Below are 16,673 nucleotides of genomic sequence, written 5' to 3' on the forward strand. Positions count from 1 at the left end.
AGGTAAATCGGCACGGCGGTGCCGGCGACCTGCCTCCACAGACACCTTTTCCCCGTAGCAGGTCCGGTGCTTTCTCATGGCCGTCTGGACGGCCGTTTCTAACTTAATTGATCAGAGCATCCCTAACTCCGCATTATCCCCACTTGTCGGAAAAGCACATTCTGACCTTGAGGTATCACTGTTTTGCTCAACCCGTCCTACGAAGCTGTACCGTCCCAAGTTATTGAGCCATCTTCACCAAATGTAGTGGAGATTGCAATTGTCTGCGTTTTATAAATTCCATAACCAAAATAAGCAGAAATCAGCACCGCCTTGCAAGAAATGGGAATCACTTTTTCCTCATAACATCTACGCGTTAGAGCAATATTCATGCCGCCTCGATTGGCAATGCTCGGATAGTAGAGTGCTTCACTAGATCCCGGGTAATCGACTTCAAGGTCAAGAAATAAACCAGCTACCGCACTGCTAGCTTTATAGTCATTAGCTGTGGCCGCCTTGCGCGAAAACAACTCTGCAAGAAACGCATCTGTAACGAGACAAACGTAATCGGCTTGAGTTTTTGCCCTTGGGATCCAATCTAGAATTTCCCTAACTTGAGAATTCTCTGGTGAAAGAATGGAACTTCGTCCGTATCGCCGAATGTGATCAATCTCGCCAATTAATGTTGTTCTGAACGTCACCCCTGGTCGTGGAGCACACGTCAGCAGATAAACCAAGCTGCCACGTTCTGGTGCTATTTCTCCCAAAACGGTTGCTTCATCAAATGCTGCATAGAAGACAGGGCAACCAGGAACATGGCAGCGTCCGTAGCTAACGACAGATGGCGCTGGTGGGATTGATAGGTCAGCAATATTCGCGAGTAAAGGTGTCGATTTTGGCTGCGCGTATCGACCTACCGGCTTGATGGTTACAGCACGCCCACGAATCATCGGCTTTACCGGCGTGTCTTCGATGACAGGCGCGTGGTGCCCCGCTACTGCGGCAGAAATAAGATGTCTCAGCTTTTCCCATGTGTACCTGGCATACGAATCTGGATGAAGCATATCCATAGCGGCCAACGCTTGCTCCATTGTCAGGTCGCTGTCTGGCAACTCTTTGAAAGAGTTGTAAGTGCTGACGTTATTACTCATACGCAGAACGGCTGGTAGCCTCCATCGGCAACTTCAACCCCTGCTCTTTCGCACAAGCAATCGCATCCTCATACCCCGCATCCGCATGCCGCATCACGCCGGTGCCCGGATCGTTCCACAGCACCCGCGCAATCCGCTTGTCCGCTTCAGCTGTGCCATCGCAGACGATCACGATACCGGAGTGCTGCGAGTAGCCCATGCCTACCCCGCCACCATGATGCAGCGACACCCACGTCGCGCCACCAGCCACATTCAACATCGCGTTGAGCAGCGGCCAGTCGCTGACGGCGTCGCTGCCGTCCTTCATCGCTTCGGTTTCACGGTTCGGTGAAGCGACGGAGCCGGAGTCGAGGTGGTCACGACCGATCACCACCGGCGCCTTCAGCTCGCCGTTGCGTACCATCTCGTTGAACGCGAGGCCGAGCTTGTGGCGCTGGCCGAGGCCGACCCAGCAGATGCGTGCGGGCAGGCCCTGGAAGCTGATGCGCTCCTTGGCCATGTCGAGCCAGTTGTGCAGGTGCTGGTCGTCGGGGATGAGTTCCTTGACCTTGGCGTCGGTCTTGTAGATGTCTTCCGGATCGCCGGACAGCGCGACCCAGCGGAACGGGCCGATGCCGCGGCAGAACAGCGGGCGCACGTAGGCGGGCACGAAGCCGGGGAACGCGAACGCGTTGGCGAGGCCTTCGTCCTTGGCCATCTGGCGGATGTTGTTGCCGTAGTCGAAGGTGGGGATGCCCTGCGCGTGGAACGCGAGCATCGCCTCGACGTGGGTGCGCATGGAGTGCTTGGCGGCATCGCGCGTGCGCTGCGGATCGTTCTTGCGGCGCTCGAACCACTGCTCCAGCGTCCAGCCCTGCGGCAGGTAGCCGTTGACCGGATCGTGCGCGCTGGTCTGGTCGGTGACGGCATCGGGACGCACGCCGCGCTTGACCAGTTCCGGCAGCACGTCGGCCGCATTACCAAGCAATGCGATGGATTTCGCTTCGCCTGCTTTCGTGTATTTCTCGATGCGCGCCAGCGCGTCGTCCAGGTCGGTGGCCTGCTCGTCGACGTAGCGCGTCTTCAGGCGCATGTCGATGCGGCTCTGCTGGCATTCGATATTGAGCGAGCACGCACCGGCCAGCGACGCGGCCAGCGGCTGCGCACCGCCCATGCCGCCGAGGCCGGCGGTGAGGATCCAGCGCCCTTTCAAGTTCCCGTTGTAATGCTGGCGGCCCATCTCGACGAAGGTCTCGTAGGTGCCCTGCACGATGCCCTGCGAGCCGATGTAGATCCACGAGCCGGCCGTCATCTGGCCGTACATCATCAGGCCTTTCTTATCGAGCTCGTTGAAGTGCTCCCAGGTCGCCCACGCCGGCACCAAATTGGAGTTGGCGATCAGCACGCGCGGCGCATCCTTGTGCGTGGGAAACACGCCGACCGGCTTGCCGGACTGCACCAGCAGCGTCTCGTCGTCGTTCAACTCGCGCAGCGATTTCAGGATCGCGTCGAAGCACTCCCAGTTGCGCGCCGCGCGCCCGATGCCGCCGTACACCACCAGCTCGGCCGGGTTCTCCGCCACCTCCGGATCGAGGTTGTTCTGCAACATGCGGAACGGCGCCTCGCTGAGCCAGCTCTTGCAGGAAAGCTCGGTGCCGCGCGGGGCGCGGATGACGCGGGTGGTGTCGATGCGGGTGGGGGCGTTCATGGCGGAGGGCTCCGGTGAGGCAATCACCGGATTATAGCCACGGCAGCACCCGTGCCCGGGAATGACCCGAAGTTCGGGCCAGCACGCCCCGCAAGTCGACGATCAGTGTGGCGGCAACTTGAGCCTCGTGCTGTTCAAGCCGCCAGGACCAGCCTGCTGCTTGAGTGCCTCGCGCATTTCCGACAAGGCTGTCTGGTGGTCGGGATCGTTACCGAACCGTGCGTTGAATTCGTCATACGTATCTTTCAGCCCTGCCCGTGGCTCGGCAACCTGGATCATGGCGCGCAGCACCCATCCATTGGCTTCGTTCGGAAACTTCTGGGTGATCTGGCTGGAGATCTCCCAGGCCTTGTCCCATTCCCGGGTCTTGTAGCCATAGATATTGCCCAGTTCGAGCAGCTGCCAGGAACTGCTGGGGTCGAGTGCGACGGCACGACGCAATGCCTCGATGGCGTGCGGATAATCCTGCAATGCTTCATACGCGAGGGCGCGCGCCCTGAACCCTGCATCGAATTGCGGATCGGTGGCCACGACCTTGTCAGCCTCGGCGAGCGCCCATTGCGGGTAACCCAGATAGGTCAGGCTGAAGGAACGGTTTGCCTGCGCACGTATGGCCAGAGGATTGTAGGGAAGAAACCGCAAGGTCTCCGACAGGTAGACCACGACCATTTCCGGATGGCCGTTGTCAGAAGCCAGATCTCCAGCGCGCCACATGATGGCGGTGGTGGGCAACTGGTCGAAGATCTCGTGATAGTTGGCCAGCTGGATCTTCGGATCACAGTGGCAGTCGCTGGCCTCATAGAACGACGCTTCCGTCGGCAGCAACTTGAGCAGCGGGTTCTCCATGGCATGCGCTTGTGCCTGACTGGCCAGCTGTTCCATCGCTTGCGGCGAACCACCCCAGATCGGTTGACGCGCAAACATCAGATCGCTGTTGATCGCATAGTCGGCGGGCGCGGCGGCAAGTCCCCGCTCGCCGATATTCTCGACGAAGTCCCGGGTACGGCCGATGTTGGCACCGTCGATCCACGCCACGTAAGCCGGTGTGAGTCGGGGTTCCAGCGCAAGAGCCTGCTGCAGATCGTTCTCCGCCAGCGCGAGCAAGCTCGACATCGACTGCAAGTTGGCCGGCGCTGTTTTCTCTGTGTAGTCTTCCCCACGCGCATCCTGCGCCATTTCTGCATAGGCATAGCCGCTGGCTGCATAGGCGAAGGCGCTCTTGGGGGACGCACGCTTCCACGCATCGAGCAATGGTCGCTCGCTGGCCGCGTCATAGTGGAAGTCCTGCAGATAGATCGCATCGAGCAGGCCGTGCGCTTCGGGTTGCGTCAACTGCGCATGCAGAGCGGCAGCGAGGCGATTGTCCAGTTCGGCCGTTTGCCCGTTGCGAATGAGCGCGTTGATTTCGGTCGTCGAAATCATGGGCTGCAGGCGATAACGACAATACGCAACGACAGCGTCATGCGACCAGTGACTGTGCGGTGGATCGGGATAAGCCAGGCAACGCTGCAGCGGATCCTCGATCGACTCTGCCGCTCTGGCTGCAGTCACGAACTGGCGAATTTCATCAGTGGAGTAAGCAGGCTTTGTAATAGGCGCGTGCTGCAGTCTGACGAACAGATTGGCCTTGGCGTCAGTGAGTCGCACCACTTCGGATGCGGGCGCCGCTTGCTGCCGCGGCGTCTGCGCAATGGGTTGTGAGCAGCCAGCCAGAGTCGCGAGCAGCGATACGCCGGCCAGCCGCAGCCATCCTTTCCACGAAGTCATCCCCTACTCCCCTAATCCCCAAGTGCCACGACACTATCAGAGCAGTGCGCGCCTGCACTACTTGCTTTTGGCGGCCAGTACCTGGCTGCCCGAATGGGTCTGCATGATCAGTTCCGTACGCATCCGCGTGGCCTCCTTCGCCAATGCCGGATCGTTGCCAAAGTGCGTCTCGAAATACTCGACGGTGTCCTTCAGCCCAGCCCGTGGCTGCTTCTCCTGGATGGTGGCGCGCAGCCTCCAACCGTACGGACTTTCCGGGTGGATCTTGATCAGCTGGTCGGCAACGTCCCAGCCCTTGTTCCAGTCGTGCGTCCAGTACACGAACATCTCGCCAAGCTGGCCCAGTGACCACATGTCGCTGGGATCGAGCGCCAGCGCAGCGCGAAAATCCTGTTCGGCATGTGCGTAGTCTTCCATCGCTTCATTGGCATAGCCGCGAACCTTGAAAGCACCCTCGTTGCGCGGTGACGCGGCGATCAGCTGGTTGGCCTCGGCGACTGCCCATGCAGCCTCGTCGAATCCGACCAGATCGTAAGCCCGGCGAACCCGCGCATCGTCGAGACCCTGATTGAAGCGCAACGCCTCCGACAGGTAGATCACCGACACTTCCGGATGCTTGCTGCCGGTCGCTGCATTTCCGGCGCTGAGGAGATCGCCGCTGAGAGCAACCTGGTCGAGTGCCGCCGGGTACGCGGCCAACTCAGTTTCCTTGTCGCACTCGCAAGTATCTGCCTGGTAGAAAGGTTGTTCCGACTGCAGCAGCACCAGCAGCGGGTTGCTCTTGGCGTGGAGCTGCGCCTGATCGGCAAGATGTTTCATGGCACCCAGCGAGCCACCCCATCGCGGCTGCTGCAGCCACATCTGCATGCTGTAGATGGAGTAGTTGTCTGGCGCCATGGCAAGCCCGCGCCTGGCGGCATCGAGGCCATAGGTGCGGCCGAGGCTCAGGCCTCCGGCATGAACCATCGCCATGTACGCCGGTGTGATTCGCGGATCCAGTTCAATCGCATGGCGCAGGTCGGCATCGGCCTGGGCCAGCAACTTCTCCATCGCGTCGATATTGTTTTGCGGCGTGTCCGCGATGTACTGCTGGCCACGCGCATCGGCGGCCATCTGTCCATAGGCATAGCCGCTGGCTGCATACGCGTAGGCGCTGTGCGGCGAATCGCGCTTCCACGCGTCCAGGGTGGGCCGGATATCGAACGAGCCGTTGCGGAAATCCTCGTAGAACGTGCGATCGAGCAACCCACGCGACTCCGGCTGCGTCAGCTGGGCCTGCAACGCCTGCGCGAGACGACTGTCGACTTCCGCGGCATGGCCGCTCTGGATCAGGCTCTGCACTTCGGCGAACGAGATCACCGGTTGATAGCGGTAATGGCAATAGGCACTCACCGCATCATGCGACCAGTGACTGCGCGGCGGATCGGGATACGCGAGGCAGCGTTGCAGCGGATCCTTGATCGCCTCGGCCTGCTTGGCGGCGGCGATAAACGTGTTCGCCTCCTCACGGGTGAACAGGTGGCGCTTGGCAGCGTTCAGATGGATGGGCACGGATTGCTGCGCCACCTCGGCACTCATCTGGCGGAATCGGCTCACCCCCGACCAGATGCCCCATGCCCACTCCCCGATACCGAGCAGGATGACGGCCACAATCAGCAGCCAGCGTGGACCTGAACCCATGTCGTGCCTCCCCCAGGCAGATGTGCTGCGACAGTAGCACCGGCCTGATGCCGATGTCAGTCCGGCTCAGCGGCTGGCGCGATCAGCAGGGGACCGGATCTTCATCGCGCGCGCAGCTGCCGGCACCAGGCATCGGCGGGGAGATGGATTGCACCGGCATGCGAAAGACGAACCGCGTGACAGACTCGTTGGACGACACCTGCAGCGTGCCGTGATGTGCCTTGGCGATTTCCGCTGCGATGTACAGGCCCAGACCCAGCCCGGACTGCGAGGCATCGTCGGCAGCATGCGAAAACGGCTGGAACAGGCGCGCAATCTTCCCTGCGGGAATCGGCTTGCCGCCGTTCGTCACAGCCAGTTCAAACGCTTCCTTGTCGCTCTGCGCAGTGACCTGTATCGGTTGCCCGGCATCCCCATGGATCACCGCATTGGTCAGCAGGTTCGCCAGCAGCTGCGCGAGCCGGTGGGCATCGCAGGTGACTGGCCGCCCGATCGCAATCACCACATCCATGGCGCGATCCGCATGCGCCTGCTGCACTTCGGCAATGACGCTTTGCAGTTCCGCAGCGAGATCGTCTTCCTGCCGCAGCTCGGCCGGAATGCCGCCACCAAGCTTGCCACGGGCGAAGTCCAGGACGTTCTTGATCAGCTCGGCCATGCGCGTGGCGCTCTGCTGGATATAGCCGATGGTGCGCTGCGAACTGGCGTCCTGTGCGGTCATCTGCAACAGACCGGCGCCCACCCGGATCGCGGTCAACGGGTTGCGCAGATCGTGCCCGAGCACGGCGATGAACTGCTCGCGCAACTTCGCCGTTTCATGTGCGTCGAGCAGTGCGCTGGTGCTGCGTTCGAGCCGTTCGACGACATCCAGTTCGGCGGCAATCAGCTTGGTGAACAACTGCAGCGTGGTGACCACGTTCGGGTCGTCCAACTTCGCCGGCAGCGGATCGAGCGCGCACAGCGTGCCGAAGAACTCGCCGTCCAGGCGGAAGATCGGTATCGATACATAGCTCTCGAAGCCGTACAGCTTCGGCACCGGGTGCTGGGCGAATTGCGGGTTGGTACTGGCGTGACTGAACACCACCGGCTGATGGTGCTGCCGGATCTCGTTGCAGATCGTGGATTCGAGAACCAGCTCGCCACCCGGCTTCAAGCCGAAGTCGATCAGGTCGTAAACCGCGCAGGCCGTCCATTTCGTCTCGGTAACGCGGGCGATCGCCGCGAAACGCATGCCGGTCGTATGCGCGACCACCTGCAGGATCGTGGGGATCAAGCCGATGCGGGCAATTGCTTCCACATCATCGGCAATCGGACGATATATCGAAATTCCAGCGCGGTCGTCTGTTTGCATCCGCTGGAGCATACCCCTGTACCGGACAAGTCGCTGGAGTACGGAACACGCAGCCGGTTATCCTGCCCCTTCGTTTCAATCGGAATGAAGCCCATGCGAGCCTTCGGACGAGTGGTTGTCGGTAGCCTGCTTGCGTTGCTCGCCTCGACTTGGGCCAGCGCATCCCCCGACACCGCCGATCCCAGTCACAAACAGGTCGCGGCATTCGCCCGACTTTACGGCGTGGTCCGTTATTTCTATCCCGGTGACGCCGCACAAGGCATCGACTGGAACCGATTCGCCGTGGCCGGCGTCACCGACGCACAGCAGGCGCATGGCAGCGCCGGCCTGCAAAGCAAACTGAACGCACTATTCGGGACGCTGGGACCGGGCATCGACATCGTTCCCGATACCGCTGCATTTCCCGCGCTGCCACTCGAGACCACAAAGCGGCCGCTGGTCGCTTGGCGCTACCTGGGTTTTCCGGCGAAGGACACTCCCTATGCTGGTGAGCGAACGTCCCGCAGCGGCGGCGACCGGTTCGTCGGCCTTGCCAACGAGCTGGACGCAAACCCATTACGCGGCAAGACGATCCGCCTGCGCGGCAGCATCAGGGCGTTGAACCAGTCCACCACCACGGGTCTGGGGCTCTGGTTGCGGACCGACCGGAAGGGCAAACCGCCGGGCTTTTTCAGGAATACCGGTGACAGCCAGGTGCATGATCTGGCATGGCATGACTATGTGATCACCGCGCCAGTCGGCACCGACGCATCGATACTCGCGTTCGGATTCACGATGAGTCTGGCAGGCGACGCGAAGGAACCCGCTGCCGCCTTTCGAAACCTGACGCTGGAAGTCAGCGACGAACACGGCGGATGGAAGCCGGTCGCGATTCCCGATCTCCGTTTGGCGCAGAAGCGTTCGCGGCCATGGTTTCTGGTCGGCAGTGCCGCCACGGACAACACGAACCTCTCATGGCAGCAGACCGGCGCTGAGCCGGGTTATCTGGTTCTGCGGCAGCATGGCGCAGCGGTTGAGCGCACGTTGTTCGATGCACCGCCCGTGGCCGGCAAGACGGCAGAGTTCGCGCTCGGCGCCGGTCTGAAGGCACGCGTCGCGTTGACACTGACGGACACGCAGGCACGGCCGTCACCGGATCGCGCCACGGCGCTGCAGGCACTCAAGGCACGCCTCGCCGGCATGCCCGATCCAAAGACCTCCATCGCATCCGGCGCCGCGCGTGAGGCCGACATCGTGGTGGCCTGGAACGTGTTCCGGCACTTCTATCCGTACTGGGACGTGATCCATGTCGACTGGGATCGCGAACTGCCCCGCGCGCTGGCCGAGGCGGACAAGGCGGATTCCAGAGCCGCTCAGAAACGCACGCTGCAACGCCTGCTCGCCCCGCTTGAGGACGCCCACGGCACCGTGTTCGACACGATGGGGAAAAAGCAGGCCAGCCTGCCGATCGCGCTCGAGCCGGTCGAGCATCAATGGGTGGTCGTCGCCACGAGCGTGCCCGACCAGGCCAGGATCGGCGATGTGATCACCTCGATCGATGGGGTAGCCATGCCGCAGGCGAAAGACCAGGCCGAAGCGCTCGCCTCCGGCCAGCCGTCATCGCTTGCCTGGAAGGCGCTGCAAAGCTTGCAGTGGGGGCCGGTAACCGAGGCACACCGCTTTGGCCTGAAGCATGCCGATGGATCGGCCAGTACCGTATCGCTTGCTTATGCCGCGCCTATGACGCCGTCCACGGCTCGACCGGCACCGATCGCCGAACTGAAACCGGGCATCTGGTACGTCGATCTGGCGCGCACCGATATCGCGCTGTTCACGGCAAACCTTGCGCAGCTGGCCAGCGCGCGCACGGTGATCTACGACGTCCGTGGCTACCCGAAGGATTTCCAGGTCAGCAAGACTCTTCCCGCGCACCTGCTCGACCACGCCGAGCACGCGAAGTGGATGCACGTTCCACGTTACGTCGGCCCGTTTGGCGAACTCGCCGGTTATGACGAGGTGGGTTGGGATATCCAGCCGGCATTGCCGCATTTCACGTCTCGCGCGATCTTCCTCGCCGATGGCCGCACGATCAGCCAGGCCGAGGCGGTCATGGGCTATGTGCAGGATGAAAAACTGGGAACGATCGTCGGGGCGACTACGCGCGGAGTGGATGGAAACGTCACTTCGTTCGAGGTCCCGCTCGGGTTCCGGCTGATCTTTACCGGCATGAAGGTGACGCATCACGATGGCGTCAGCCGCTATCACGCGCTCGGCACGGTGCCGGATGTAGCCGTGCAGCCGACAATCGCTGGCGTCCGCGCCGGTCGCGACGAAGTGCTGGAGGCGGCGCTGAAGCTGGCGAAGTGATGTGGCAGCTGCCTTCCAGCACTGGCAGGCAGTCGTCGCGAAGTGGATGCTGGCACCACCAAAGATAAGAGGAGCGGCGCATGTCACGCATATCCTGGTTCGCGATCTTGTTGGCCTGTTCGCCCGGTGCGTTCGCCGCGACGCCGTCGTCCGGCTCGGACAAGGCGGCGTGTGAGGTATGGCAGCGCGAACTGTCGTTTGCACAAAGCGTCGAACGCCATGATGCAGCCGCATTTGCGAACCACCTCCAGGCGGACGCGATCTTCGATGCGAACACGGCCAAGCCGGTACGCGGGCGTGATGCGATCCGGCAACACTGGACGGGGATCATTGCCGGCAAGAGCGTGCATCTGAGCTGGTATCCGCAGCACGTCGTCGTCACGGACGACGGTCGCCTGGCGAATTCCAGTGGTGCGTATCTGTTCGAGGATCCGGCACCGAACGCGAAGCCGCGCTACACGATCGGCAAGTTCTCCACGGTCTGGCGGCGTGGCAACGATGGCCAGTGGCGCGTCGCGTTTGATGGCGGCGACGACGGCAAACCGGCGAGCGATGCCGAAGCAGCTGCGTTCCTCGCTGGGCGACAAACTCGTTGCCCGGCAGGCGCCGACGCAGGCTGATTCACGGTTTGGCATTGATGTCCGAAAACGGCGAGTTCGAGTTCGTGCCCGGTGCTAACCTGCGTGCATGTCAGAACCGTCGATCGCCACCCTACCCGACATCAAGGTCTGTGAACGAGCCCGTCTAAGCCGCGATGCGCGCTTCGACGGACTGTTCTTCACCGCTGTCACCAGCACACGTATCTATTGCCGCCCGGTGTGCCCCGCTCCGTCGCCGAAACCGACGAACATCCGCTATTACGCGAGCGCCGCCGCCGCGGAAGCGGCCGGCTTCCGACCGTGCCTGCGCTGCCGGCCGGAACTCGCCCCCGGCAATGCGGTGTGGCAACGCGGCGAGCATGTAGTAGCGCGTGCGCTGAAGCTGATCGACGCCGGGGTGCTCGCGGACCATTCACTGGAACAGCTGGCGGCACGCGTCGACATCGGTGCGCGGCAGCTGCGACGCTTGTTCGTCGAACATCTCGGCGCACCGCCGATCGATGTACACACGACGCGCCGGCTGCTGTTCGCAAAGCAGTTGCTGACCGAGACCGCGCTGCCGGTGACCGAGGTGGCGCTCGCTTCTGGCTTCGGCAGCCTGCGCCGCTTCAATGCGGCGTTCCTGCAGGCGAACCGCCTCCCGCCGCGCGAACTGCGCCGGCATCCCCGCGCGGTGGTGGGCGAAGCACTCGTATTGCGGCTCGGTTATCGGCCGCCGTACGACTTCGAGACCTTGCTCGCATTCCTGCGCACGCGCTCGCTGCCGGACGTGGAGCTGGTCGATGAGTACAGTTACCTGCGCGTATTCGGCGCTGCCGATGCGCCGGGCTGGCTGCGGCTGAGCGCGTGGCCGAACGGTGAGCATGCACTGAGGTTGGACCTGCACTGCCCGCAACCGGCGCAACTGCTGCCGGTGGTAACGCGGTTGCGGCGCATGTTCGACCTCGATGCGGAGCCGCAGGCGATCGCCGCCACACTCGGTGTTGGCGGCGTATTGAAGCCGCTGCTGCGCAAACGCCCCGGCCTGCGCCTGCCCGGCGGCTGGGACGGTTTCGAGATCGCGGTACGTGCCGTGCTCGGCCAGCAGGTCAGCGTGGCGGCCGCGCGCACGCTGGCGGCACGCATCGTGCAGCGTTATGGCGAACCGCTGGCGGTGCCGCTGTTGCCCGGACTCGAACGGCTGTTTCCCACGCCGGAGCGACTGGCCGAGGCGGATCTGCGCGAAATCGGCGTGACCACCGCACGTGCCGCGACGATCCGCGGCATCGCACAGGCCTTGCTGGATGGCCGTATCGATTTCCGCGCGGAGCAACCGCTGGACGAATTCGTGGCGCGCTGGGTCGCGCTGCCCGGCATCGGCGAATGGACAGCGCATTACATGGCGATGCGCGCGATGAGTCATCCGGATGCCTTCCCCGCCGCCGACCTGATCCTGCGCCGCGTCGCCGCCGGCGATGCGCCCGAACTGAGCACGAGGGCACTCACGGAAATGGCCGAGGCGTGGCGTCCGTGGCGCGCCTACGCCGTGATGCATCTGTGGCGCAGCGCCAGCGATGCCGCGCCGGCGAAACGGAGCAAACCATGACTGCTGAAAAAATCCATTACGACGACATGCTCACGCCAATCGGCACACTGCGGCTGGTTGCCGATGCATCGGGCCTGCGCGAAGTGTGGTTTGAAACCAACCGGCACCCGAAGGCAGCATCGCCGTCGTGGGTGCATTCGCCCAAGGCACTCGCGTTCGCACGCGTACAACTGGAAGAGTATTTTGCCGGCGCACGGCAAGTGTTCGATCTGCCGCTGCATCCGCTCGGTACGCCGTTCCAGCTGGCGGTGTGGAAGGAACTCGAGCGGATTCCCTACGGCGTCACGATCAGCTACGGCGAAGTGGCCCGACGCATCGAGCAGCCCGCTGCCGTACGTGCGGTGGGCGCAGCGAATGGCCGCAACCCGTTGCCGATCATCGTGCCCTGCCACCGCGTGATCGGCAGCAATGGCAGCCTCACCGGCTTCGGTGGCGGCCTGCCGACGAAGCGCTTCCTGCTGGCGATGGAAGAGCGGGTCGCGCGAGGCGATCTGTTTTGTAACTCCACCGCAGCTCGCTGATACCGCCACGCTGCGCGTGGATGCGGTCACACGGCACGTGTCCCTCCCTCACCGTCATTCCGGCGCACCCCACAAAAGGGGCTAGGGCCGGAATCGCACTTGCTTCCTCACTCATCGCTGATAAGTAACCGGCTTGCTGTTGATGAAGCGATTCCGGCCCTTGCCCCTTTTGTGGGGTGCGCCGGAATGACGACTTGGGGTGCACGGCTGCTTGATCTTGCTCGGTCTCGATATTGACGCTGCGAAATTTTCATGTATACACCGTATACATGAAGAAACTCACCACGCCGGAGAAGATCCTCCGCGCCGCCCACAAACTGTTCGATCGTGAAGGTCCCGAGGCCGTCACGATGCGGCGTGTGGCGGAAGCCGTCGGGATCACGCCGATGGCGATCTACCGGCATTTCGCGAATCGCGAGGCGCTGCTCAAGCGGCTTTCCGACGACAGCTTCAATGCAACCGCGAAGCAGTGGCAGACGATTGCGCAGCATCCGGATGTGGAGCAGCGGCTGCTCTCCCTGCTCAAGCCGCAGCTCGACTACGCGCTGGAACATCCGCACCTGTTCGACCATGCGTTTCTTGCACCACGCGACGATGCGCGCCGCTTCCCTGAAGACTTCAAGGCGCGCCGCTCACCGACCATGAATGTCACGGCCGACATCATCAGCGAAGCGATGCAGCAGGGTGCGCTCCGGCAGGACGACCCCTGGGACGTAACGATGACGGCATCGGCGCTTCAGCTCGGCCTCATTGCGCTCTATCGCGCCGGCCGTTTCAGCTATGACGAGGCGGGATTTCGCCAGTTCTATTTCGACTCCATGAGGAGATTGATCGATGGCATCAAGACTTGAGCGTTTCACGCTGCCGGTCTGGCTGGCGGCGATGGCACTGGCCGCGCTGGGCTGGTGGTTCGGCAGCGGTCTGCACCCCCTTTGGTGGCTGACCTGGCTGGCACCGCTGCCGGTGCTATGGCTCGCGCCGCGGGTTCGCGCCCACTGGGCGGCGCTGGCGGCCTTCGTCGCGTATGCGGCTGGTGGGCTCAATCAATGGGACTACCTGCACGGCTACATCGGCCTGCCGCTGGCGACGATCATCTACGCCGTCGGCACGCCTGCCCTCGTGTTCGCCTTGTGCGTGCTGCTGTTCCGGCGACTGTTGTTGCGCGGCAATGCACTCGCGGCGACGTTGGCGCTGTCGGTGGTGTGGGTCGCCGTCGAATACATCAACAGCCTGATCTCGCCGCACGGCACGTTTGGCAGCATCGGCTATACGCAGATGGATGCGCTGCCGGTCATCCAGATCGCCGCGATCGCCGGCATCTGGGGTATCGGGTTCCTCGTATTGTTGTTGCCGGCAGCGATCGCCGTGCAGATCGCACCACAGACATCGAAGCATGGCCGCATGTCAGCGACCATTACCGCCGTGCTGCTGATCGTGGCGGCCATCGGCTACGGCTGCTGGCGGCTGCAGGCGCCAGCCACTACCACGCTGCGCATCGGCCTGGTGTCGCTGGAGAAACCGATCCGTCCCGCATTGCACGATGTCGACGGCCAGACCCTGGAAGCTCGTTATGTGGATGCGATCAATCGCCTCGCGGGTGATGGCGCGAAAGCCGTGCTGATTCCGGAAACCTCCTTCGCCACCGCCGATGCCAGCGTGCCTGCGTTCACACAGCTGGCACAGCAACACGATCTGATCGTGGACGCCGGCATCGATTTCAAGGGTGACCCGCGTGCCGAACGCAACATGGTGATGGTGTTCCAGCCGGACGCCGCCGCGCCGGCCACTTACAGCAAGCATCACCTGATCCCCGGCTTCGAACGTCAGTACACGCCCGGCGACAGCTACACCCTGCTCAACGGCACACCGCGGATCGGGCTGGCGATCTGCAAGGACATGGATTTTCACGACATCGGCCACGCCTATGCCGCGCGCGATGCACAACTGCTGCTGGTGCCAGCGTGGGATTTCAGCATCGATGGCTGGCTGCACAGCCGCATGGCGATCATGCGTGGCGTGGAAAGCGGCTTCGCCATCGCGCGTGCCGCCCGTTCCGGCCGTCTTACCCTGAGTGACGACCGCGGCCGCGTAGTGGCCGAGGCCTCCAGCGAGAAAAACGACGCCGAACTGGTAGGCGATTTGCCGTTGCGCGAGACACGGACGTTGTACTCGCACTGGGGCGACTGGTTTGCGTGGCTGGATCTCGCCGCCTTGATCGTGTTGCTTGGACTGGCGCTGCGCCCCACTCGCCATTGAAGCAGGCGGCGCTGAAGCAGCTGGTCAACCGCCGCTGGTCGGCGCCGGCTGCGGCTGCGGCACGACACGCGGCAGATCGGCAGCGTTCTGCTGGCGATTCAGCAGATCCTGCTGAGTGGCATGGTCGCGATCCTGCTGCGCACGATCGGCCTGATCCATCTGCTGCTGCGCCTGCGGATTGTTCGCCAGTGGGCGCTTCGCGTTGTCCGACACATCCTGGTGCAGTTGCTGCTGTTGCTGGCTCTTCTGCAGCTGGTCGCGCGTCTGCTGCTGTTGCACGGTCTGCTGGTACTGCGCGGAGTTCGCCTGGGCGGGCTGCACCGCACAGGCCGCGCCGAGGGGAAGCAGGGCAAGAACGCCGGTCATCCACAGCGTTTGCGACATGGAGAAGTGCTGAACGACACGTGTAATGGTCATGGCAGTGCGCGATCATGTGGGATGGTGATGGCATCGTAGGACGACACATATGAAAATCCCGTTTCGCGTGCTGCTGTGTGCGCTGGTAGCATTCAGCTCCGGTTGCGCCACGCAGCAACCGGTCAAGCCGCCGTCCGCCGCTACGACCGCCAGCTCGCCGGCCCCGTTGCTGCTGATCTCGATCGATGCCTATCGCTACGACTACATCGACCGCGGCCTCAGCCCCACGCTGGCGATGCTGGCGAAGAACGGTGTACAGGCCGCATCGATGCAGCCGTCATTCCCGTCGCTGACGTTCCCGAACCATTACACCATCGTCACCGGCCTCTACCCGGATCACCATGGCATCGTCAACAACACGATGTTCGACTCCGTACTCGGCAAGTTCTCGATCAGCAACCGCGAAGCAGTCAGTGATGGCCGCTGGTGGGCCGAAGGTACGCCGATCTGGGAGACCGCCGATGCGCATGGCCTGCGCACCGCGACGATGTTCTGGCCCGGTGCCGAGGCGGATATCCGCGGCCATCATCCGGACGAGTGGAAGCCGTACGACGGCAAGGTGACGCCGGATCAGCGGGTGGACCAGGTACTGGCGTGGCTGGACGAGCCGGCCGCTCAGCGCCCCACCTTCCTCACCCTGTATTTCGATGCGGTCGATCACGCCGGCCACAAATACGGACCGGATACTCCGCAGGTAAACGAGGCGCTGCGCGAAACCGATGAAGCGATGACGCGGCTGGTGCTGGGGCTCAAGCAAAGGGGTCTGTTCGACAGGATCAACCTGATCGTGCTGGCCGATCACGGCATGGCCAGCACCCCGCTGCCGAACAGCGTGCTGATCGACCGATTGATCCCGATCGATCAGGTGCAGACAGCGAGCATGGGCATCCTGGCCGGCTTCAATCCGAAGGACGGCAGCGCGAAGGCCATGAGCGACTTCGCCGCGATCGAACATCAGCTCGAACAGCCGCAGCCGCATATGCAGTGCTGGGACAAGACACGGGTACCGGCGCGCCTCCACTACGGCAGCAATCCGCGCGTGCCGCAGTTGTCGTGCCTGGCGAATGTCGGCTGGCGCGTCACCACCACCGATTTCCTCGAAAGCCACAAGGGCGATGTCAGCATCGGCGAACACGGCTACGACAATGCCGATCCGCTGATGCAGGCGCTGTTCGTGGCGCATGGCCCGGCGTTCCGCACTGGCGCAAAGGTTGGCGCGTTTCCGAACGTGGACGTCTATCCGCTGATGGCGCACCTGCTCGATCTGCCGCCGGCCGCGAACGATGGCGACTACGATGCAGTGAAGGACATGCTGAAACCGGCAGTGCGCTGAG

The 16,673-nt window shown here is 63.0% G+C and carries 13 protein-coding genes; 7 read left to right on the forward strand and 6 right to left on the reverse strand.

The features are described 5' to 3' along the window. Positions 1–197 precede the first annotated feature (197 nt). From B0E48_RS06825 to B0E48_RS06845, 5 genes are all read right to left on the reverse strand, one after another. Positions 198–1,130: an RES domain-containing protein gene (locus B0E48_RS06825; protein WP_077517253.1), complete on the reverse strand. Its 933-nt coding sequence runs from the start codon at positions 1,128–1,130 to the stop codon at positions 198–200. Next, on the reverse strand, positions 1,123–2,817 hold the full coding sequence (gene hutU, locus B0E48_RS06830; RefSeq protein ID WP_077517254.1) for a urocanate hydratase: 1,695 nt from the start codon (positions 2,815–2,817) through the stop codon (positions 1,123–1,125). Before hutU ends, B0E48_RS06825 begins: the two co-directional genes overlap by 8 nt. 102 nt (positions 2,818–2,919) lie before the next feature. Continuing rightward, positions 2,920–4,584 carry a DUF4034 domain-containing protein gene (locus tag B0E48_RS06835; protein WP_139350190.1) on the reverse strand — a complete coding sequence of 555 codons (1,665 nt, stop codon included), beginning with the start codon at positions 4,582–4,584 and terminating at the stop codon, positions 2,920–2,922. 57 nt (positions 4,585–4,641) lie between these two features. Next, positions 4,642–6,264 carry a DUF4034 domain-containing protein gene (locus tag B0E48_RS06840; RefSeq protein WP_077517255.1) on the reverse strand — a complete coding sequence of 541 codons (1,623 nt, stop codon included), beginning with the start codon at positions 6,262–6,264 and terminating at the stop codon, positions 4,642–4,644. 82 nt (positions 6,265–6,346) lie between these two features. Next, positions 6,347–7,561, reverse strand: coding sequence for a GAF domain-containing sensor histidine kinase (locus B0E48_RS06845; RefSeq protein WP_217317863.1), 1,215 nt, complete (start codon positions 7,559–7,561; stop codon positions 6,347–6,349). A gap of 147 nt (positions 7,562–7,708) precedes the next feature. Here B0E48_RS06845 and B0E48_RS06850 point away from each other — a divergent pair, with 147 nt between their 5' ends. The 6 genes from B0E48_RS06850 to B0E48_RS06875 all read left to right on the forward strand — a co-directional run bounded on the left by B0E48_RS06850 (position 7,709) and on the right by B0E48_RS06875 (position 14,922). Further along, positions 7,709–9,961 carry a S41 family peptidase gene (locus tag B0E48_RS06850; protein ID WP_168170305.1) on the forward strand — a complete coding sequence of 751 codons (2,253 nt, stop codon included), beginning with the start codon at positions 7,709–7,711 and terminating at the stop codon, positions 9,959–9,961. 80 nt (positions 9,962–10,041) lie between these two features. Beyond that, positions 10,042–10,581 carry a nuclear transport factor 2 family protein gene (locus B0E48_RS06855; RefSeq protein WP_077517258.1) on the forward strand — a complete coding sequence of 180 codons (540 nt, stop codon included), beginning with the start codon at positions 10,042–10,044 and terminating at the stop codon, positions 10,579–10,581. A 67-nt stretch (positions 10,582–10,648) separates the two neighbouring features. Then, positions 10,649–12,145, forward strand: a complete 1,497-nt coding sequence (locus B0E48_RS06860) for a DNA-3-methyladenine glycosylase 2 (RefSeq protein WP_077517259.1) — start codon at positions 10,649–10,651, stop codon at positions 12,143–12,145. Further along, the gene (locus tag B0E48_RS06865; protein ID WP_077517260.1) at positions 12,142–12,666 is read left to right on the forward strand and encodes a methylated-DNA--[protein]-cysteine S-methyltransferase; all 525 of its coding nucleotides are present in this window, start codon (positions 12,142–12,144) and stop codon (positions 12,664–12,666) included. The genes B0E48_RS06860 and B0E48_RS06865 overlap by 4 nt, the downstream gene beginning before the upstream one ends. 269 nt (positions 12,667–12,935) lie before the next feature. Beyond that, positions 12,936–13,517: a TetR/AcrR family transcriptional regulator gene (locus B0E48_RS06870; RefSeq protein ID WP_077517261.1), complete on the forward strand. Its 582-nt coding sequence runs from the start codon at positions 12,936–12,938 to the stop codon at positions 13,515–13,517. Then, the gene (locus tag B0E48_RS06875) at positions 13,501–14,922 is read left to right on the forward strand and encodes a nitrilase-related carbon-nitrogen hydrolase (protein WP_077517262.1); all 1,422 of its coding nucleotides are present in this window, start codon (positions 13,501–13,503) and stop codon (positions 14,920–14,922) included. The genes B0E48_RS06870 and B0E48_RS06875 overlap by 17 nt, the downstream gene beginning before the upstream one ends. Positions 14,923–14,946: 24 nt before the next feature. Here B0E48_RS06875 and B0E48_RS06880 read toward each other — a convergent pair whose 3' ends face one another. Further along, a complete protein-coding gene (locus B0E48_RS06880; RefSeq protein WP_254423887.1) occupies positions 14,947–15,306 on the reverse strand; it encodes a hypothetical protein in 360 nt (119 codons plus the stop codon). A gap of 82 nt (positions 15,307–15,388) precedes the next feature. Here B0E48_RS06880 and B0E48_RS06885 point away from each other — a divergent pair, with 82 nt between their 5' ends. Beyond that, positions 15,389–16,672, forward strand: coding sequence for an ectonucleotide pyrophosphatase/phosphodiesterase (locus B0E48_RS06885; protein ID WP_077517264.1), 1,284 nt, complete (start codon positions 15,389–15,391; stop codon positions 16,670–16,672). Position 16,673: the final 1 nt, after the last annotated feature.

Source organism: Rhodanobacter sp. C03, assembly GCF_002001175.1.
In the GTDB taxonomy this organism is placed as follows: Bacteria; Pseudomonadota; Gammaproteobacteria; order Xanthomonadales; family Rhodanobacteraceae; genus Rhodanobacter.